We start from the raw sequence: 20,047 nt of genomic DNA, 5'->3' as shown, positions 1-20,047 counted from the left end.
CGAGGCCTCAGCACGGCGCGCAGGCCAGGCGGTAGGCGTGCGGGCTGGTGCCGGTCCAGCGCACGAAGGCGTGCCTGAAGTTCGCGGCCTCGCTGTAGCCCAGGCGCTCCGCGATCTCCTCGGTGGTCATGCGGGTCTTGCGCAGGTACTCGATGGCCAGCCGCAGGCGCACCTCGTTGAGGATCGACCGGTACGTGGTGCCATGCGTCGCGAGCCGCCGCCGCAGCGTGCGCGGCTCCAGCGCGAGCGTGCGGGCCATCGACTCGATGCTCGGAAAACGCCACGGCATCTGCTCCACCAGCGTGCGGCGCACCGCCGCGGCGATGCCGCCGGCATGCGCGAGTCCGGCCACGAACTGCTGGCAGCTCTCGCTGGCCATGGCGTGCGTGAGCGGATCGTGCAGGCGCGGCGCGCGCGTGCACCAGGCCTGGTCGAACTGCAGCGCGTTGTCGGGCTGCCCGAACTGCACGGGGCACTGGAACCACGCCTCCCAGACGCCCGCGCCGTGCTCGGGCGCGGGGCAGGCCAGGCGCAGGCCCGTGAAGCCGAAGCCATCGCCGTACAGGTCGCGCGCCAGCGTCAGGTGGGCCGCGAAGGTGAAGGCCAGCGCAAAGCGGTAGAGCGGGTCGCGCGGGTCGGGCGATACCAGCACCTCGAAGCTGCAGGTGCCGGGCGCGCGCGCGGGGTCGTGGTGCATGTCGGCCAGCGGCCCGATGGTGCGGCGGTACGTGATGGCGAGCTCGATCAGCGCGCTGAAGGTGGGGCTGCTCTGCAGCGCGTAGCCCCACATGCCGTAGGCCGTGAGGTGCATGCGCGCGCCGGCGCGCAGCGCCACCGTGGGGTTGCGTGCCAGCGCGAGCGCATTGCGCACCACGGTGACCGTCTGCGCATACGACACGCGCGTGCCGGGCTCGCGCAGCGCGGCCTCGTCGAGCTCGCTGCCGGCCAGGGCCTGTGCGGCGGGGATGCCGTCCGAGGCCAGCGTGGCGACGACCGCGGCGATGCGCTGCGGGGTGTACACCCGGGGTTCGAAATCGGGAGGCGGGTGATGCACGGTTCTCGGCCGGCGGCGCAATCAGTCCAGCGTGACGCCTGTGGCCCGCGTGAGCTTCAGCGACACGGGCAGGAACGCCTTGTACGCCGCCGAGGCTTCGGTCGGCGTGTTGCCGATGGGCTCGGCGCCCATGTCCTCGATGCGGCGCTGCACCTCGGGCTGCTTCACCACCGCGGCGACTTCGCGGCTGAGCTTTTCGACGATGGCGTCGGGCGTCTTGGCGGGCACCAGCAGCGAGGTCGGCGCCATGAGCATGAACATGTCGTCCTTGTAGCCCTGCTCGGCGAAGGTCGGTACCGTGGGCGCGGCCTTGGCGCGTTGCGCGCCCGGCACGGCGATGGCGCGCAGCTTGCCGGCCGCGACGTAGGGCTGGAAGGTGCTGATGGAGCCCACGGTCATCTGGATCACGCCGCTGAGCAGGTCGACCGCCATCGGGCTTTCGCCCTTGTAGGCCGCGTGCAGCGTCTGGGTGCCGTAGGTCTTGTCCATGAAGACCTGCATCTGGTGCGGCTGCACGCCGGGGCCCCAGGAGCCCATCGCGTACTTGCCGGGCGCCTTGCGCACGGCCTCGACGAGGCCCTTGAAATCCTGCGCCGGCACGGAAGGGTGCACGACCATGATCGTGCGCGTGCTCGCGATGTCCGACACGTGGCGCAGGTCGGTGCGCGGGTCGTAGGGCAGCTTCTTGTACAGCGCCAGGTTCGCCGCGATCGGGCCCGGCACCGACAGCAGCACCGTGTAGCCGTCGGGCGCGCTCTTGGCCACGTAGTCGGTGCCGATGATGCCGCCGGCGCCGCTGCGGTTCTCCACCAGCACGGGCTGCTTCAGCCGCTTGGCGAGCCCGTCGCCCACCAGCCGCGCGAGCGCGTCGGCCGAGCCGCCGGCCTGGTACTGGACGATGATGCGGATCGGCTTGCTCGGGTAGTCGGCCTGCGCCAGGGCGGCGCCGGCCGCCAGGTGGAGCCCGACGATGCACAGGCCGGGCGCGCGCAGCGCGCGGAAGCGGGAACGGGTCATGAAGTGAGTGCCTTTCGGGTGGGAGACGATGCAGTCGATACGGTCAGGGCAGGCGCTTCAGCGCGGGCGGTGCCCAGCGCCCGTCGAGCACCGGCGCCTGCGGCACGTACAGGCGCAGGTTCATGCTGAAGGGGCCGGCGGGCGCGGGCAGCCAGTTCGGGGCCTTGGCCGGGCCCGGCGACGCGTGCTGGATGTACAGGTCCAGCGAACCGTCGGCGTTGAAGGCGAGCGCGTCGCGGTCGCCGATGGCGTAGCGGTTCAGCGCGTTGTCGACGAAGAACTGGTCGGGGCCGTACAGCGTCAGCGACCAGAACGCATCGGCCGGCGGCAACTCGTGCGCGTCGAAGTGCAGCACATAGCGTGAAGTGCCCGACAGCGGCTGGCCCTCGCTGTCGCAGACCGAGCGCGGGTACATCGCCTCTTCGCGCGGCAGGGCACCCAGGCCGGCGTAGGCGACGAAGGCGCGCGCCAGGTAGTCGTTGCCGTAGACGCCCACATTGCTGCCGAGGCTCCAGCCGTTGCGCACCATGCGCATCGCCGGTGCGCGCTCGAGCATGCGCCGGTAGGCATCGGGCGCGGCGCGCTTGAGGGCACGCTGCACGGCCTCGGGGGCTTCGGCCAGTGCGAAGCCGCGGCCGGGGACCAGGCCGATGCGCTCCATGCGCAGCAGCAGCGCACCATCGGTGGCATGCGGCGGGTTGCGCTGGAGCAGTTCGGCGAAGAGCGCGAAGAAGGCACCGGCATCGAGCGCGGCCACCTGTTCGACGGGCGGGCGCATGTCCACCGCCGGGTCGACCTGGCCGGCGGGTGGGTCATGGGGCTGGCCCCACGCGGACAGCGGCACGGCCTCGAAGCCGGCCTGCAGCGTGTGCACATGGGCATAGTCGGCCGCGCCGTTGGTCTGGATGCGCCCGACGATCCAGCCCACGTCCGTCGGGCTCACGATGGCGCGCACGCCCTCGGGCAGCGTGCCTTGCCAGCGCGGGCCGACGAGCGCGAAGTGGCCGCCGCCGTTGCCGTTGGTGCGCGTGCCCAGCGTGGCGAACACGTCGGTCCACAGGTCGTAGAACGGAATGACGTGGTAGCGCTCGCCCATGTCCGGCAGCGTCAGCACCAGCGGCTCGTCGCCGACGTCGTACCAGATGTTGGAGTACAGCGTGTCGGCGTTGGGACGCACCACGTCCTTGAAGCCGGCGTCGGGGTAGGTGGGCACGTGCACGAAGCGGTTCATCGGCCCGCGCACGCGCGCGCCGTCGGGCTGCGCGACGTTGGTGGCGACGCGTCGCGTCAGCTCCATCACCACCATCGGATAGGCGTAGGTGTAGGCCTCGATGCCGATGGCGTAGGCGTCTGCTTCAGTGATGAACGTGCTCACGACTGGGCCTCCGCATAGCGCAGCCAGACATCGTGGATGTGCCCGTCGAAGCCGAACGGCGCACGGTCGAAGTACTCCGCCGCCACCGGCGAGCCCAGGTCGCAGCCGACGTCGAAGGTCTCGCAGGCCGAGAAGATGGCCGTCACCGTGACGCCGATGTCGCACGCCGCCACCTGCACGCCATCGACGCGCAGCACGGCGCGCGCGGGCCGCTGGGGCGCCGTGCCGTCGCTCATCGTGAACTCGACGTCGATCGCGCGGCGTCCGGCGGCGATGCGCGCGGGCGAGCGCGCCTTGAAGCGGTACATGCCGAGCATGTTGTATTCGTAGGCCAGGTGGCCGTCGTCCAGGTACAGGCAGATGCCGCCGTTGAAGCCGCCCAGCGCGAACAGCACGCCGCTCGCGCGCTCGCCCAGCGTGGCATCGACGCTGGCCGTGTGGCTGCGTGTCTTGATGTTGGGCGCGCAGTTCTCCGGAATGCGCGTGATGTCGGCGCTGAAGTGCCACGAGGTATGCCGGGGCGCGATGCGGTGCTGCGGCTTGAGCGTCAGGTGGTAGATCGCGCCCAGCGGATAGACGTGGTTGATGCCCGCCTGCACGGCGAACATCTCCTTCATCTGCGCCAGCCTGGCGGGCTGCGCCTGCGCCAGGTCGTGCGCCTGGGCGTAGTCCTTCGCGACGTGGTACAGCTCCCAGACGTCGTTGTCCGGGTCCCAGGTGGCCAGCCCGGGCGCGGCGCCCGCGACCCACGGAATGCGCGGGCCGAACACGCCCGCAGTCCAGCCGTCGTGGTGCACCATGCGGCTGCCCGCCACCTCGAAGTACTGCACGCCCTTGCGGCCCTCGGCCTGCGGATGGGCGAAGGTGTAGGCCATCGAGATGCCGTCCAGCGAATCCTGCCGCACGCCGTTGAGCTCGATGGGCGGCGTGATGCCCAAGATGTCGTAGAGCGTGGGCGCGATGTCGTTGACGTGGTGGAACTGGGAGCGCGGCGTGGTGTCGGGCCGGATGCCGCGCGGCCACGACACGACCAGCGGCGTGCGCGTGCCGCCGAAGTGCGCGGCGATCAGCTTGGTGCTCTGGAACGGCGTGGAGCCGGCCCAGGCCCAGCCGGCGTGGTACATGTTGTCGGTCTTGCGGCCACCCAATGCGTCGAGGCCGCCCAGGCCTTCCAGCAGTTCGAGGTGCTGCGAGATCTTGGTGGAGACGCGGTTCTGCGCCAGCAGCTCGACCACGGTGCCGTTCTGTCCTTCGGCGCTGCCGCCGTTGTCGCTGAACACGAAGAACACCAGCGTGTTGTCGCGCAGCCCGAGCTGCTCCAGCTCGTCGACGACCTTGCCGATCTGCGCATCGGTGTGCTCCAGGAAGCCCGCGTAGACCTCCATCAGCCGGCGCTGGAACGGGCGCTCGGCCTCGGGAATGCTGTCCCAGCTGGCGAGCGTCTCGGGCCGGGGCGTGAGCTCGGCGGTCTCGGGAATCCAGCCCATCGCCTTCTGGCGCGCGAAGGCGCGTTCGCGGTAGGCGTCCCAGCCGTCGTCGAACTTGCCCTTGTACTTGTCGGTCCATTCCTTGAAGACGTGGTGCGGGCCGTGCACCGCGCCGGGCGCCCAGTACATCAGGAAGGGCTTGTCGGGCGTGATGGCGCGGTGGCGGCGCAGCCAGCCGCAGGCCTTGTCGGCCATGTCCTCGCTCAGGTGGTAGCCCTCGTCGCGCGGCGGTTCGATGAGCGTGGTGTTCTCGACCAGGCGCGGCTCGTACTGCGAGCTCTCGCCGCCCAGGAAGCCGTAGAAGTGGTTGAAGCCGTGGCCGGTGGGCCAGCGGTCGAAGGGGCCCATCTGCGTGGTCAGGTTGGCGGGCGTGTTGTGCCACTTGCCGAAGGCGGCCGTGTTGTAGCCCCAGGCCCCCAGCACCTCGGCCATCGTGCCGGCGCTCTTGGGAATGACGCCCACGTAGCCGTCCCAGTCGGTGGCGTATTCGGAGATGTGGCCGTAGCCCACGCGGTGCGCGTTGCGCCCCGTCAGCAACGACGCGCGCGTGGGCGAGCACACGCCGCAGTTGTGGAAGGCGTTGTAGGTGATGCCGCTGCCGGCCAGCCGCGCCAGCGTGGGCGTGTGGATCTCGCCGCCGAAGGTGTCGGGGTGCGCGAAGCCGGCGTCGTCGAGCATCACGATCAGCACGTTCGGTGCGTCGTCGCGCAGGTGCGGCACCGCTTTGCGCCGCTCGTGCGTGGACTCCGACAGCTTGCGCCCCGCGATGCTGGCGCTGGGCGGCGCGTCGAAGGGCAGGTGGCTGCCCTGGCCGGGCAGGGTGTTGAAACCGCCGAGGGTCGCGGATGGGTTGGATTTTTCTTGTGTCATGGGTGTTCTCTTGGACGCGCGGGGGGCAGGGCCCCGGCGTCGTGGTGGACGGGCGTCAGTCCAGCGTGACGCCGATGGACTTGACCAGGGCGCTCCAGTCCTGCAGGTCCTGGCGCAGGACCTCCTTGAACTGCTCCGGCGTGGGGCGCGGCAGGTCGGTGAAGTTGAGTTCGCGCAGGCGCTGGGTCACGGCCGGGTCCTGCAGGGCGCGGTAGATCTCTTCGTTCAGGCGCTTGACGACGGCGGGCGGTGTCTTGGCCGGCACGAAGAAGCCGTACCAGGTGTAGTTCTTGAACGGGAACCCGGCCTGCGTCATCGTGGGCACGTCGGGAAGCATCGGCAGGCGGTCGGGGCCGCTGTAGGCCAGGGCCTTGACCCGGCCGGCCTTCACGACCTCGATGGTGGAGGAGATGTCGGCGAAGCCGGCGTCCACCTGGCCGCCCATGAGGTCCTGCACGCAGGGGCTGCTGCCCTTGTAGGGCACGTGCAGCAGCGAGATGCCGGCCTGCTTCTTCAGGCTTTCCATCGTGAGGTGGCCGCCCGAGCCGTTGCCCCACGAGCAGTAGTTCAGCTTGTCGGGGTGGGCCTTGGCATGGGCGACGAAGTCCTTGAGCGTGTTCGGCGGCAGGTCCTTGCGCACCAGCAGCAGGTTGCCGCCGCGGCCGACCTGCGCGACGGGCGCGAAGTCCTTGAGCGGCTCGTAGGGCAGCTTCTTGTAGAGCGCCGGATTGATCACCATCGTGGCGGCGTAGGTGAACAGCACGCGCGTGCCGTCGGCCGGCCCCTTGGCGACGAAGTCGACGCCCAGGATGCCGTTGGCGCCGGCGCGGTTGTCGACGATCACGCTCTGCTTGAAGGCCTTGCCCAGCACGTCGGCGAACAGCCGCGCGATGAGGTCGGTGCCGCCGGCGGGCGGCGTGGGCACGACGATGGTCACCGTCTTGCCCGGGTAGCCGGCGCCGTCCTGCGCCGTGGCCGTGCCGGCGAGGGCGAGAAGGGCCAGCGCGGTGAGTGCCGGCCGCAGCAATGTCCTGTTCACGGAAATGTCTCCTTGGGAATGGGTCGCGCAGGCCCCGCGCCTCTGGGCGCGTCCCCCGTTGCTACACAGGGAGGGACTGCGTCTCCATGCTAGGAAACAGCGGCCATCGATTCCGTCAACCAGCCGACAGATTCGCCGACACCGGCTCGGGGAATACCCTCTGGCTCAGCCGTAGGCGGGCCGTATGTCGACCGGCGAGGGCGCGTTGTCGCTCCGTGGTCGCGCGCACCCTCGACGGGGGGCTTTCATGCGCCCAGCTTGCGCGCGATCAGGTCCTTCATGATCTCGCTGGTGCCGCCGTAGATGCGCTGCACGCGCGCGTCGGCATACATGCGTGCGATCGGGTACTCGACCATGTAGCCGTAGCCGCCGAACAGCTGCAGGCATTCGTCCAGGACCTTGCCCTGTTGCTCGGTGCACCACAGCTTGGCCATGTAGGCGGCCTCCTGGTCGAGCGTGCCGTCGACCATCCGCTGGATGCAGTCGTTGACGAAGGTGCGCACGACGTGCGCGATGGTCGCGCACTCCGCGAGCTTGAAGCGCGTGTTCTGGAAGTCGAACACGGCCTGCCCGAAGGCCTTGCGCTGCTGCGTGTATTCGAGCGTGAGTTCCACCGCGCGTTCGATCACCGCGGCGGCCGGCACGCACAGGAACAGGCGCTCATAGGAAAGCTGGCTCATGAGCTGCACGAAGCCGTCGCCTTCCTTGCCGCCCAGCAGGTGGTCGGCCGGCACGCGCACGCCGTCGAAGAAAAGCTCGGCCGTGTCCGACGCATGCTGGCCCAGCTTCTCGAGCCGGCGTCCCACGCGAAAGCCCGGCAGGCCGTCGGTTTCCAGGACGACCAGCGACACGCCGCGGCTGCCCGCCTCGCCGGTGCGCACCGCCACCACCAGCAGGTTGCCCGTGAAGCCGTTGGTGATGAAGGTCTTGGCGCCGTCGATCACGTAGTGGTCGCCGTCGCGCCGCGCGCGCGTGCGCAGCGCCTTCAGGTCCGAGCCGCAGCCGGGCTCGGTGAGCGCGATGCCGGCCAGCAGCTCGCCGCTGGCGAGCTTCGGGAGCCAGCGCTTCTTTTGCGCCTCGGTGCCGTAGTCGAGGATGTAGTGCGCGGCCAGGTTGTGCACGCCGGTGTTGGCGGGGAACTCGGCCTTGGCCAGCTCGTCCTGCACCACCATCTGGCAGGCCAGCGAGGCGCCGGCACCGCCGTAGGCTTCGTCGAGTTCTGGCAGCAGGAAGCCCATCTGTCCGAACGGGCGCCAGGCCTCGCGCGGAATGAAGCCCTGGCGGCGCCAGCCGTCCAGGTGCGGCGAGAGCTCACTCGCGATGTAGCGGCGCACCTGTTCGCGGAACGCGTCGGTGTCTTCGTCCATCCAGCGATGGCGATACAGCTGTGGAAGCATGGTGTTCTTCGAGGTCAATCAGTCAGTGGGTCGATCGATCGGTCTTGGCGCGGGCCAGGAAGCGCGCGCAGGCGTCGTTGAAAAATTCACCGGCCACGTGCCGGCGCTGGGCCGTGCATTCGTCGCTCAGTTGCTGCGCGAGCGTGTTGTCGCTCGCCGCGTCGATCAGCTGCCGCGTATCGCGCAGGGCGGCGGCCGATGCAGCGCCCAGTCGCCGGGCGATCGCGTGGGCTTCTTCGAGCAGCACGGCATCGTCGACGCAGCGCCAGACGAGGCCCCATTGCTCGGCCTTCGCCGCGTCGATGCGTTCGCCGAGCAGCGCCATGCCGAGCGCGCGGCTGCGCCCGAGCAGACGGGGCAGCGACCAGGTGGCGCCCAGGTCGGGCACGGCCCCCAGCTGCGGCACCTGGGGCACCAGGAAGTAGGCCGAGCGCGCCGCGAGCACGACGTCGGCCGCCAGCGCAATGCCCACGCCCGCGCCCACGCAGGGGCCGTTGACGGCGGCCACCACCGGCACCGCGCAGTCGGCGATGGCCTGCGTGATGGGGTTGCCCACCTCCTGCATGCCGCGCCCGATTTCTTCCTGCGCATGGGCCGGCCCGCCGGCGAGCACGTCGCCGAAGTAGCCGATGTCGCCCCCGCCGGAAAAGGCGCGGCCCGCGCCCGTCAGCACGATGGCGCGCACGCGCGCGTCGGCCGCGCTGTCGCGCAGCGCCGCCAGCAGGGCTTCGAGCAGCGGCGGTGCCAGGGCGTTGAGGGCGTCGGGCCGGTCGAGCGTGAGCGTCGCGATGCCCTCGTGCACCTCGCGCCGGACAGCGGCGGTCATCGCTCAGAACCCCGTGAGGCCGCCGCTGCACACCAGCGTCTGGCCGCTCACGTAGTCGGACTCGGGAATGCACAGCAGGTACACGGCGCCCGCCGCTTCTTCGGGCGTGCCGCCACGGCCCAGCGGAATGCCGCGTTCCATCGCGGCCATGAGGTCGGGGTTCACGCCCACCTTGATGTCGCGTCCGTCGATGTTGGCGGTGCCGCCGTCGGCGGCGTTGCCGGTCAGGCGGGTCTTGATGAGGCCGTAGGCCACGCAGTTGACGGTGACGTTCATGCGGCCCCATTCCTTGGCCAGCGTCTGCGTCATGCCGGTGATGCCGGCCTTGGCCGCCGCGTAGTTGGTCTGGCCCGGGTTGCCGAACAGGCCCGCCATCGACGAGATGTTGACGACCTTGCGCACCACGCGCTGCCCGGCTTCGGTTTCCGCCTTGCCGAGCGCGCGGATCACCGGCTGCGCCGCGCGCAGGATGCGAAACGGCGCCGTCAGGTGGCAGTCGAGCATCGCGTACCACTGCTCGTCGGTCATCTTCTGGATCACGTTGTCCCAGGTGTAGCCGGCGTTGTTGACGACGATGTCCAGGCCTTTGAATTCGCTCACGGCCGTGCCGACGAAGCGCTCGGCGAAGTCGGTCGCGTTGACGTTGCCGACGCAGGCCACGGCCTGGCCGCCGGCCTCGCGGATGGCCTGTACAGCCTCCTGCGCGGGTTCGGCGTCGAGGTCGTTGACGACGATGCGGGCGCCTTCGCTGGCGAGCTTGAGCGCGATCGAGCGGCCGATGCCGCGGCCCGAACCGGTGATGAGGGCGACCTTGCCTTCGAGTTTGTTTGTCATGGTGTTCTTTCCGGGATGTTGGGTGGTCAGGGCAGGGCGACGAAGGCTTCGCCGACGATCTTGGTCTGGCCGAACTGGTTGGTGCTTTGCAGTTCGATGCGAACGCCGCGTTCGCCGTTGCGCTCGGTCTTCTCGACGATGCGGCCGCTGCAGCGCATGGCGTTGCCCAGGTGCGTGATGCCCTGGAAGCGCGCCTCGAAGTGGCGCAGCCGGCTTTGCGGCGCCCACTGCGTGAGCACGCGGCCCAGCCAGGCCATGCCCAGCATGCCTTGCGCGAACACGTCGGGCATGCCCGAGCGGCGCGCCATGTCGGTGTCGATGTGGATCGGGTTGTGGTCGCCCGAGGCGCCGGCAAAGAGCGCGAGCGCGGTGCGGTTCACGGCTGGCAACTGCACGGCCGGAAGTTCGTCGCCGACCTGCACGGAGTCGAAGGTGGGGGAGGTCATGGGGTGTTCCTTCAGTGGCGGCAGACGATGACCGTGCGCAGCTCGGCCACGAGTTCGTCGCGCTGGTTGGTGGCGCGCGAGGTCTTCACGACGAATTCGAGCGCGCCGTTCTTCTTGTCGTAGATGTCGCTGACGGTGGAGCGCACCGTCACCGTGTCACCCACGCAGGCGGGGCGGTGGTAGCTGAAGCTCTGCTCGCCGTGCAGCAGCTTGGCCAGCGGAATCTGCAGGTCGGTGAGCAGCTGGTCCGAAGCACCCGAGTCCAGTTCAGCAGCGAACAGGAAGGTGGGCGGTGCCGGCAGGTCGGGGTAGCCGGCATCGCGCGCGGCGGCGGCATCGGTGTAGACCGGGTCGGTCTCGCCGATGGCCTTGGCGAAGAACTGCAGCCGGCTGCGCTCGATGGGCAGCACCGACGTGGGCAGCGCGTGGCCGATCCATTTCTTGTCGATCATGAGAGGGTCTCCTTGGGTTGTCGTGGGGTTCAGATGCGCTCGTACAGCGTGACCACGCAGGCGCCGCCGAGGCCCAGGTTGTGCTGTAGCGCGAGCCGCGCGCCTTCGACCTGGCGCTTCTCGGCCGTGCCGCGCAGCTGCTGGACCAGCTCCGTGCATTGCGCAAGACCCGTGGCGCCCAGCGGATGGCCCTTCGACAGCAGGCCGCCCGAGGGGTTGGTGACGACCTTGCCACCGTAGGTGTTGTCGCCATCGACCACGAACTTCTCCGCGCCGCCGACCGGGCACAGGCCCAGCGCTTCGTAGCTGATGAGTTCGTTGTGCGCGAAGCAGTCGTGCAGCTCGACCACGTCGATGTCCTGCGGGCCGACACCGGCCGCGTCGTAGACCTTCTGCGCTGCTTCCTGCGCCATGCTGAAGCCGACGACCTCGCGCATGTCGCGTGCCTCGAAGGTGATGGCGCGGTCGGTGGTCATGGCCTGGGCCTTGATGCGCACGCTGCGGTCCAGCCCGTGGCGCTCGGCGAAGCGCGGCGAGCAGACGATGGCCGCGGCCGCGCCGCAGGTCGGCGGGCAGGCCATGAGCCGCGTCATCACACCGGGCCACATCACGGGCGCGGCCATCACCTCGTCTTCGGTGACGACGTTGCGGAACAGCGCGACCGGGTTGTTGGCGGCATGGCGGCTGGCCTTGGCGCGGATCTTCGCGAAGGTCGACAGCTGCGTGCCGTACTGCTGCATGTGCGCCAGGCCGGCTCCACCGAAGTAGCGCAGCGCCAGAGGAATGTCGATTCCGCTGACAAGTTTATCGGTGGCCTTGTCGAAGCGCGCGAAGGGGCTGGGCTTGTCGCTGAACGCCGAGCCCAGCGCGCCGGGGCTCATCTGTTCGAAGCCCAGCGCCAGCACGCAGTCGGCCGCGCCACTGGCCACGGCCTGGCGCGCAAGGAACAGCGCGGTCGAGCCGGTGGAGCAGTTGTTGTTGACGTTGACGACCGGAATGCCGGTCATGCCGACTTCGTAAAGCGCGCTCTGGCCGGCGGTCGAGTCGGCGTACACATAGCCCACGTAGGCCTGCTGCACCAGCTCGTAGCCGATGCCGGCATCGGCCAGCGCACGGCGCGTGGCGTCGGCGGCCATGGCCTGGTAGGGCGCGCTGGCGCCCGGTTTGGTGAAGGGGATCATGCCTACCCCGGTGACGAAGACATCGCGGCTCATGGGAATTTCCTGAGGGTTGAGAAAAAAGGGGAAGGCGACGCACTCATGCGACGTTGCGCTGGCGGCCCTGCCAGAAGGGCTCGCGCAGCTGCGTCTTGAGCACCTTGCCCGCGCCCGACATCGGCAGCGTGTCGACGAAGGCCACGCTGCGCGGGCACTTGTAGCCGGCGATCAGCGTCTTGCAGTGGGCGACGATGTCCGAGGCTTCGGCGCTCTGTCCCGGCTTGAGGACCAGCACCGCATGCACGCTCTCGCCCCATTCGTCGCTGGGGATGCCGATCACCGCGCAGGCCGCAACGGCGGGGTGCTGCGTGACGGCGTTCTCGACCTCGGCCGAGTAGACGTTCTCGCCGCCGCTGATGATCATGTCCTTGATGCGGTCGACCACGAAGATGTAGCCGCCGTCGTCCATCCAGGCGCCGTCGCCGGTGTGCATCCAGCCGTCGCGCACGGCGGCCGCCGTCTGCTCCGGCTTGCCCCAGTAGCCCTGCATCACGTTGGGGCCGCGCACCGTGACTTCGCCCACCGTGCCGCGCGGCACCTCGAGGCCGGCGGGGTCGACGATACGCACTTCCATGCAGATGCTCGCGCGCCCCGCGGAGCGGTGCCGCCCCAGGCGGTGGCCCTCGGCCGTGTACGAGCTGGGCGGGTTGATCGTGGCCAGCGGCGCCAGCTCGGTCATGCCGTAGCCCTGCACGAAGTCCACATGGGGCAGGGCGGCCATCGCACGTTCCAGCACGGCCTCCTGCATCGGCGAGGCGCCGTAGAAGATGCACTGCAGGCTGGCGAGGTCGCGCGGCTCTTTCATCGCGGGGTGGTCGACCAGCATCTGGATCATGGTGGGCACCAGCAGCGTGTTGGTCACGCGGTCGCGCTCGATCGCATCGAGCACGCCCTGCGGCGTGAACATCGGGATGATCGTGTGCGTGTTGCCGGCGGGCCAGTGCGGCATGGCCAGGCCCATGTCGCCCAGGTGGAACATCGGTGCGGCATGCAGGTAGTTGCCGCCGCTCGGTGCCAGGCCCTCGGCTTGCATCGCCATGGCCGAGCTGCACAGGTTGGCGTGGCTGAGCATCACGCCCTTGGGAAAGCCCGTGGTGCCGCCGGTGTAGAAGATGCCCGCCAGGTCTTCGTCGCGGCGAACCGCATCGGGAACGGGCGAGGCCGAGGCCAGGAGCGCCTCGTAGCCGTGCATGCCGGGCGGCAGCTCGCCGTCGTGCTCGCCGCTGCTGCAATAGATCACTTCGCGCAGGCTCCTGGATTCGCTGCGCATCTTCTCGACCATCGGGCGGAAGGCCTCGTCGACCAGCAGCAGGGTCGAGCCCGAGTCTTCGAGCGAATAGAGAATCTCGGCGGCCGACCAGCGGATGTTGCAGGGGTTGAGCACGCCGCCGCCCCAGGGCACGGCCATCTGGTATTCGAGGTAGCGGTCGGAGTTGAGCGCCAGCATCGCCACGCGGTCGCCCGGCTTCATGCCCAGCTGCTGCAGGGCGCCCGCGAGGCGGGCGACGCGCTCCACGAACGCGCGGAAGGTGCGGGTGCGGCCGGCAAAACGCACGGCCACCTTGTCGGGACTCTGCTGCAGGGCGCGGTGCAGCGACTGGGTCATGTACATGGCGTTTGTCTCTCGTTGGTTCTTGGTCTGGGTTTCGCAGACCCTTGCCTGCGTGGCCCATGTTAGGAACCGATCGCCATTCGCACGATGCCGTTTTGCGTTGTTCGGATGGCAGAACATCGCAATCTGCGCAGCACGCAATCGGGCCACGCGGCGCTTGCATGACAGGCATGCGCCGGTGCACAGTCGGCCCGGCAACATCCACGCGACGCGGCCCGCCTTCGATGCTTCATCCTCCCCAAACGGTTTCCATCGGCTTCGTGCACGGCATCCTGTCCGGGGTGCATGCGCGCGGCCAGCCGCTCGAGCCTTTCCTGGTCGAGGCCGGCATCGCACCTGGCCTGCTCGGGCAGTCGGACGCGCGCGTGACGACGCAGCAGTACGCGAGGCTGTTCCGCGTGCTGACCGAGCGACTGGACGACGACTTCATCGGGCTGCTGAGCCGCCCGCTTCGGCGCGGGAGCTTCGCGCTGATCGCGCGTTCGGCCCTCGGCGCGCCCACGCTGCAGGTGGCGCTTCGCCGCGCGGCGCGCACCTTTCGCCTGCTGCAGGACGATGTGGTGCTGGAGCTGGTGTGCCGGGCCGACCTCGCCGGCGTGGTGGTGCGCTTCACCGAACCTGCTGCCGCGCCGACGGTCTTCCTGCAGGAGGTGCTGCTGCGCACCGCATGGCGCCTGATGGCGTGGATCGTGGGCGGCCAGCTGCCCGTGGTGCGCTTCGACTTCGCATTCGGGCCACCCGCGCATGCCGGCGGCTACGGCAAGATTTTTCCGGCGCCGCAGCAGTTCGACTGCGAGCTGTCGGCATTCTGGTTCGACGCGGCACGCCTGAAGGACGTGGTGCGCCGCGACGAAGCCGCGCTGCATGTCTTCCTGGCCGACGCGCAGGCCCACATGATCGTGCCCAGGCGCACCGACGAGGGAATCGGCGCGCGCGTGCGCAGCCACCTGCAGCACGCGCAGCCCGCATGGCCGGACCTCGTGGCGACGGCCGCCGCGCTGCACGTGACGGTCTCCACGCTGCAGCGGCGGCTGGCGCTGGAGGGCACCTCGTTCCAGGCGCTGAAGGACGAACTGCGCCGCGACACGGCCATCCAGCGGCTGAGCACGAGCACCGTGCCGCTGGCGGAGCTGGCCGACGAACTCGGGTTTGCCAACAGCTCGGCCTTCCAGCGCGCGTTCAAGTGCTGGACGGGCAGCGCGCCCGGGAGCTACCGCCGAAGCGGCGGCTTGTGATCGACGTCGCGGATGTCCGCCATCCGACACCGACACCGACGACGGCCGCCGTCCAGGCTGGGAGATGAAGCCGGCCGCCGGGACGGGCGACCCGCCGCACAGGCTAGGCCGCCAATGCCACCGAATGCTGCTGCCAGTCCCCACGCTCCAGCAAGGCGGTCATCGCGGAGACCGGCGCGTGCTCGCGCACGGCGGGAATGACCTCGTCCGCCTCGTCCGGCGATCCGACCAGCACCGCGCCGACAAGCCGGCCCTCGGCGACCACCAGCTTGCGATAGATGCCTTGCGCAGGCTCGGACTGCGTCAACTCGAATTCGCCGGGCCGCGCGGCGTGCACGGAGCCCGCGGAGCGGACGTCGATGCCCGAGACCTTCAACGCGGTCACCGGCACATGGCCGCGATAGACGCGCTTGCCGCCCAGCGCATTGACGGCCGCAATTTCTCCCTGCTCGGCCGCCACGGCCCACAGGGGGATCGAGTGGCCCTCGAACTCGGCCACATCGCCCGCGGCATAGACATGGGCGGCACTGGTGCGCATCTGTGCGTCGACGATGATGCCGCGGCCGAGCGCCAGGCCGGCCGACTGCGCGATGTCGACGTTGGCGCGCACGCCGGTGCACACCACGACCACGTCGGCGGGGAGCTGGCGTCCGTCCTTCAGCACGAGCCGCGCCACGCGGCCCTCGCTGCCCGGCTCCAGCCGCGCGGCGTCGGCACCGGTCATGACATGGATGCCCTGGGTTGCCAGGTGCGCTTCCAGCAAGGCACTGGCCGGGGTGTCGATCTGCCGGTCCAGGATCTGGCCGCTGTTCGACAGCACCTGGACCTGCGCCCCGAGCTGCGCCAGCGCCTGCGCCGCTTCCAGGCCGAGCAAGCCGGCGCCCAGCACGACCGCGCAGGTGCCGTGGAAGCGCTGCATGTAGTCGCGGATCGCCATCGCGTCGTCGGCATCGCGCAGCACAAAGCTGCCCTCGATGCCGTAGCCGTCGAGCGGCGGGACCCACGCCGAACTGCCCGAGCACAGGATGAGCCTGTCGTAGCCCAGCGTCTCGCGGGTCGCCAGCGTGAGCTCGCGACGCTGCGTGTCGACGCCCGACACATGCGTGTTGAGCCACGCGGTGACACGGTGTTCGGCATACCACTGCTCGGGGAGCAGGTGCAGGCCCTGGACACCCGTCGGCATGCTGATCAGCTTGGCAATGGCCATCCGGTTGTAGGCGTTGTGGTTCTCGCGGCCGATGAGATGGATCTCGCAGTCGGGGTGGCGACGCCGCACATGGTCGGCCGCGGTCAGGCCGGCCACGCCGTTGCCCACGATCACGACGCGGCGGATTGACGCATCGAAGGGCACGACCTCGGGCTTGCGTGTTTCGCGCGCCGCCGGGGTCGCCTCCCGCTTCAGGTCGATGCGGATGGGCCCGGCATTGCGGATGCGCGCCATGCAGGCCAGGCGCGTGCCGTCGGCGCAGCCGAGCCGGGCCAGCGTCGCCCGCTCGTCGCTGCCGATGGGGGCGAGCCGCTCGCCGCCCGCCACGACGGCGATCGGGTCGGCGCCGCACACGCCGGAACGGCAGCCGGCGTTGATGGGGGCGCCGCAGTCCTCGAGCGCCTCGAGCAGGGTCTGGCCCTTGCGGATGGGGGTCTTCATGCCGGTGGGGTCGATGCAGAGTTCGGCAGGCTGCGTGGACGCATCCGCCGGCGCGGCCGCAGCGGCCTCGTTCTCCGGCGGGGTTGCAACCGGCGCCTTGCGCGCGGCGTCGTTCGGGCCGCGGTGCAGCCGCATCGTCTCGATGACGATCGGCGCCAGCCGGGAACCGTCCCGGACACCCTTGCGCAATTCACGGCGAAGGAACAGGCGCTCGACATGCAGCGACCGCGCGATCCACGTCAGGCTCGCGATGATCGTCAGGCCGCGCAGCGTGGCGACGACTTCGGGGGCGATGGCCATGCCGCTCAGGCTGCTCAAGGTGCTGACGACCAGCGGGGCGGTGAACCAGTAGTACAGCGAGAACGCGGCCGCCGCGAAGAGCACCGGCGACAGGTTGCGCGTCTTGCTGCCCAGCAGTTCGATCAGGTTGAAGAGCGTCAGGCTGGCGGCCATGTAGACCAGCATCTGCATGACCGTGGAGACCGGGCCGATCTCGGCGGGCGAAGGCACGAGGTAGTAGCCGAGGATCAGGCCCGGAAAGACGCCCGCGAAGAAGCTGCGGAAGTTGCGGTAGGCCGGGTTCGGGTCGTACTGGTCGGCCAGGTACGCGGCGCCGGGGTTGAGGTCGTAGCAGTTCTTGGCGCAGCCCACGCACGGTTCGCAGTGCGTGTTGGCGATGCGGATGAACGGCGTCTGGCCGTACAGCCGCTGCACCGGCAGCAGGGGGCAGATGCTGCTGCACCAGCCGCTCTTGCCCTTGAACAGCAGGCCGCCGATGAGCGCCGCCCCCATGGCTGCCGCCAGCAGGCCGGCGGTGGCCATGCCGTTGCCGTTGAACAGCAGCTTGCGCGCGACGACCGCGCAGATCAGCAGGCCGATGCCAATCGGAAATGCCGCGCCCTGCGACAGGCGGCGGCTCGTGAGGGCGCGCGTGATGCCGAGCCTGCGGGGGATCTGGTTGATGGCGGCCAGCGGGCAGACGTTGCGCCACAGCCCGGGTGCCAGCATGAACACGAGCGGGAGCGACGGCACGATCAGCCCCCAGAACAACGGCATCGCGATGGCGGGCCGCAGCGCCAGCATGACGGCCAGGGCCAGGGCCGAGGCGATGCTCACCACGCGCAGCGCGCGCCACACCGCTTTCGGCACGATGGTCGGCAGCTGCATGAAATTGGCGAAAACGAGAGCGGGAGAGGGCTTGAACATGGTTCGGTGGTACCTGCGTGAGAAGGTGTCGCCATTCATGCCCCGGGGGGACGCTGCGACAGTGGTGGCGCCATCGGTGAGTGATGGGGCTCTGCGAGTGGTGCGATTCTGGCCAGTCGCACGTCTTAAGGTTGCTATCTTGTGTGCGGCACGCTTACGAGTCTGAAGACGGCGGGCTCAGGTGTTCAGGCGGTAGCCGACCCCGCGAATCGTGCGGATGATCTGCCGCCCGAGCTTGCGCCGCACGTTGGACAGATGCACTTCCAGGGCGTTGCTCGTCGGTGCGCCGTGAATCCCCTGCACCAGCAATTCCACCTGGGCCTTGGGGACCGTGTGATCGAAGCGCAGCGCGAGCGCCTCCACCAGGTTCCATTCCCGCTCGGTCAGCGCGACAGGCATGCCGCAGCGGACCGTCGTCCGGCTGCCCAGGTCGAACTCGACGTCGCCGCACCGCACGCGCGGCGTTGCCAGGCCCGCGGCCCGGCAACGCAGTGCCCGCACCCGCTCGGCCACCAGCTCGGGGCGGCACGGCATCACCACGAAGTCGTCCGCGCCCGCGTCGAGGACCTCGGCCTGCGCGGTCGGGCCGGGCGCTCCCACCATCAGCATCAGGACCGGCGTGGTGATGTGCTGCACCCGCAACAACCGGACCCAGTCGAGTCCCGATCCGTCGGGCAACTGCGAGCTGACGAGCAGCACGTCGTAGGACTCGTTCTCCAGCACATCGATGTCGCCGAGCCGCTCGACGCTGTCGATCAGGAACCCGTTCTTGCGCAAGTGCGTGAACAGGCCGTCGTCGACCCGCGCGCGATCCTGAAGCAGAAGCAGTCGCATGGCGTCACCTGCATGTTCAGCGCCGTCATGGCCGCGAGCAGTCGCTGGTGCTGTCGGTACGTGCCATGGCATGCCTCGTCATTGGCGAGCCGGCGTTCTCCTGGACACGGAGACGGGCGCCGCGCTGTCGACCGGGGTGCGGCCGTGGGTTGCAAGCGCGGCATCGATGGCGTTCAGGTCCTCGGGCACCAGCGTGCCGTTGGCCTGCCGCAGCTTGAGATTGCCGAGCAGCACCGAATAGCGCGCCACCGCCAGGTCGCGCTTGGTCTGGAACAGCTGGCTCTGCGCGTTGAGCACGTCGATGTTGATGCGCACGCCCACCTGGTAGCCCATGCGATTGGCCTCCAGCGCGATCTGGCTGGAGACCTCGGCGGCTTCGAGCGCTTTCACCTGGCCGGCAGCCGACACCAGCCCCAGGTAGGTGGCGCGGGTGGCCTGCGCGACGCCGCGGCGCGTGGCCTCGAGCAGCGAGCGCGACTGGTCTTCGAGCGCCAGCGTTTCCCTGACGCGGTTCTCGATCGCGTAGCCGGCAAACAAGGGCAGGTTGAGGGAGACGCCCACGGTGAGGGCCTTGACCCGCGAGCGGCCCGGCGTGGTGTTGGTGCCCTGGGGGTTGTTCGTGACGTTGTAGCCCAGGGTCGCATCGAGCGTGGGCAGGTGGCCGGCCTGCGCCTTCTGCACCTCGAGCCCGGCCACGTCCAGGCCCAGCCGGGCCTGCTGGATCGCAGGGTGCCCGGCATCCGCGTGCGAGGTCCAGACCTCGATGTCGGCGGGCGCGAGCGGAGGCAGCACCACGGGCGCCGCCAGCGGCACGGGCACGCTGCCGGTGCTGCCGACGAGCTGGTCGAGCACGATCTTCTTCACCTGCAGGTCGTTCTCGGCAGCGATCTCCTGCGCGATCACCAGGTCGTAGCGGGCCTGCGCTTCGCGCGCGTCGGTGATGGTGGTGGTGCCGACTTCGAAGTTGCGCTTGGCCGATGCGAGCTGCTCGGCCACGGCCACCTTCTGCGCGCGCACCAGGGCCAGGCTGTCCTGGCTGGCGAGCACGTCGAAGTAGGCCTGGCTCACGCGCACGATGAGGTCCTGCTCGGCGATGGTGAGCACCATCTGCGCCACCTCGGCCTGCCGCTGGCCCTGCTCGTAGGCGGCCCAGTTGGCGGGGCGGTACAGCGGCTGCGTGGCGTTGATGCCGACGCTCTGGGTGTTGAACCCGCGCGTCGTCGCGCTGCCTTCCGTCGAGAGGTCCTGCCGGGTGTGCGAGGCGCCGGCCGACAGGCCGACGGTGGGCAGGATGCCGGCTCTGGACTGCGCCGCCCGCGCCAGCGTGGCCTCGTACTGGGCTCGCGCGCCCTGGTAGGTGGCGTCGTAGCCGCGCGCCGACGTGTAGATCTCGACCAGGCTCTGGCCATGGACGGGCCACGCGAAGCTCGCTGCGAGCACGGCGCCCCACGCCGGGACGAGACGCTTCCCGGTGGCGGGGGCCCGTGAGCCCTGTCCA

The 20,047-nt window shown here is 69.8% G+C and carries 16 protein-coding genes; 1 reads left to right on the top strand and 15 read right to left on the bottom strand.

The window, feature by feature from the left end; all coding sequences use genetic code 11:
* Positions 1–7 precede the first annotated feature (7 nt).
* The 12 genes from AC1RAD_RS28560 to AC1RAD_RS28505 all read right to left on the bottom strand — a co-directional run bounded on the left by AC1RAD_RS28560 (position 8) and on the right by AC1RAD_RS28505 (position 13,626).
* Entirely contained in the window at positions 8–1,021 is a 1,014-nt protein-coding gene (locus tag AC1RAD_RS28560; protein ID WP_492738460.1) for an AraC family transcriptional regulator, read from the bottom strand.
* A gap of 54 nt (positions 1,022–1,075) precedes the next feature.
* Entirely contained in the window at positions 1,076–2,071 is a 996-nt protein-coding gene (locus tag AC1RAD_RS28555) for a Bug family tripartite tricarboxylate transporter substrate binding protein (RefSeq protein WP_492738458.1), read from the bottom strand.
* 43 nt (positions 2,072–2,114) lie between these two features.
* Positions 2,115–3,446: a DUF1254 domain-containing protein gene (locus tag AC1RAD_RS28550; RefSeq protein WP_492738456.1), complete on the bottom strand. Its 1,332-nt coding sequence runs from the start codon at positions 3,444–3,446 to the stop codon at positions 2,115–2,117.
* Complete coding sequence (locus tag AC1RAD_RS28545) at positions 3,443–5,803, bottom strand: arylsulfatase (RefSeq protein WP_492738454.1); 2,361 nt, start codon at positions 5,801–5,803, stop codon at positions 3,443–3,445. The genes AC1RAD_RS28550 and AC1RAD_RS28545 overlap by 4 nt, the downstream gene beginning before the upstream one ends.
* Before the next feature lie 55 nt (positions 5,804–5,858).
* Positions 5,859–6,842 carry a Bug family tripartite tricarboxylate transporter substrate binding protein gene (locus tag AC1RAD_RS28540; RefSeq protein WP_492738452.1) on the bottom strand — a complete coding sequence of 328 codons (984 nt, stop codon included), beginning with the start codon at positions 6,840–6,842 and terminating at the stop codon, positions 5,859–5,861.
* A 245-nt stretch (positions 6,843–7,087) separates the two neighbouring features.
* Positions 7,088–8,239 (bottom strand): acyl-CoA dehydrogenase family protein, encoded by a 1,152-nt coding sequence (locus tag AC1RAD_RS28535; RefSeq protein ID WP_492738450.1) that lies wholly within the window; start codon positions 8,237–8,239, stop codon positions 7,088–7,090.
* A 22-nt stretch (positions 8,240–8,261) separates the two neighbouring features.
* Positions 8,262–9,065: an enoyl-CoA hydratase-related protein gene (locus AC1RAD_RS28530; protein ID WP_492738448.1), complete on the bottom strand. Its 804-nt coding sequence runs from the start codon at positions 9,063–9,065 to the stop codon at positions 8,262–8,264.
* Between the two features lie 3 nt (positions 9,066–9,068).
* Positions 9,069–9,899, bottom strand: a complete 831-nt coding sequence (locus AC1RAD_RS28525; RefSeq protein WP_492694887.1) for an SDR family NAD(P)-dependent oxidoreductase — start codon at positions 9,897–9,899, stop codon at positions 9,069–9,071.
* A 26-nt stretch (positions 9,900–9,925) separates the two neighbouring features.
* A complete protein-coding gene (locus AC1RAD_RS28520; RefSeq protein ID WP_492738446.1) occupies positions 9,926–10,345 on the bottom strand; it encodes a MaoC family dehydratase in 420 nt (139 codons plus the stop codon).
* A gap of 11 nt (positions 10,346–10,356) precedes the next feature.
* Complete coding sequence (locus AC1RAD_RS28515; RefSeq protein WP_095744448.1) at positions 10,357–10,797, bottom strand: MaoC family dehydratase N-terminal domain-containing protein; 441 nt, start codon at positions 10,795–10,797, stop codon at positions 10,357–10,359.
* A gap of 29 nt (positions 10,798–10,826) precedes the next feature.
* Positions 10,827–12,011, bottom strand: coding sequence for a lipid-transfer protein (locus AC1RAD_RS28510; RefSeq protein WP_492738444.1), 1,185 nt, complete (start codon positions 12,009–12,011; stop codon positions 10,827–10,829).
* Positions 12,012–12,054: 43 nt separating this feature from the next.
* Positions 12,055–13,626, bottom strand: coding sequence for a long-chain-fatty-acid--CoA ligase (locus AC1RAD_RS28505; protein WP_492738442.1), 1,572 nt, complete (start codon positions 13,624–13,626; stop codon positions 12,055–12,057).
* Positions 13,627–13,850: 224 nt separating this feature from the next.
* Here AC1RAD_RS28505 and AC1RAD_RS28500 point away from each other — a divergent pair, with 224 nt between their 5' ends.
* Positions 13,851–14,861, top strand: coding sequence for an AraC family transcriptional regulator (locus tag AC1RAD_RS28500; RefSeq protein WP_492738440.1), 1,011 nt, complete (start codon positions 13,851–13,853; stop codon positions 14,859–14,861).
* 103 nt (positions 14,862–14,964) lie between these two features.
* Here the strand turns inward: AC1RAD_RS28500 and AC1RAD_RS28495 are convergent, their stop codons facing one another.
* From AC1RAD_RS28495 to AC1RAD_RS28485, 3 genes are all read right to left on the bottom strand, one after another.
* Entirely contained in the window at positions 14,965–17,715 is a 2,751-nt protein-coding gene (locus AC1RAD_RS28495; protein WP_492738438.1) for an FAD-dependent oxidoreductase, read from the bottom strand.
* Between the two features lie 177 nt (positions 17,716–17,892).
* Positions 17,893–18,549 (bottom strand): winged helix-turn-helix domain-containing protein, encoded by a 657-nt coding sequence (locus tag AC1RAD_RS28490; RefSeq protein ID WP_369632028.1) that lies wholly within the window; start codon positions 18,547–18,549, stop codon positions 17,893–17,895.
* A 78-nt stretch (positions 18,550–18,627) separates the two neighbouring features.
* On the bottom strand, positions 18,628–19,989 hold the full coding sequence (locus AC1RAD_RS28485; RefSeq protein WP_095950017.1) for a TolC family outer membrane protein: 1,362 nt from the start codon (positions 19,987–19,989) through the stop codon (positions 18,628–18,630).
* Between the last annotated feature and the right edge of the window lie 58 nt (positions 19,990–20,047).

The sequence above is a fragment of the Variovorax sp. GW823-FHT04B03 genome (assembly GCF_058796495.1).
The sequence above is the reverse complement of the archived record's forward strand: the minus strand, read 5'-3'. Positions and strand labels throughout refer to the sequence as shown.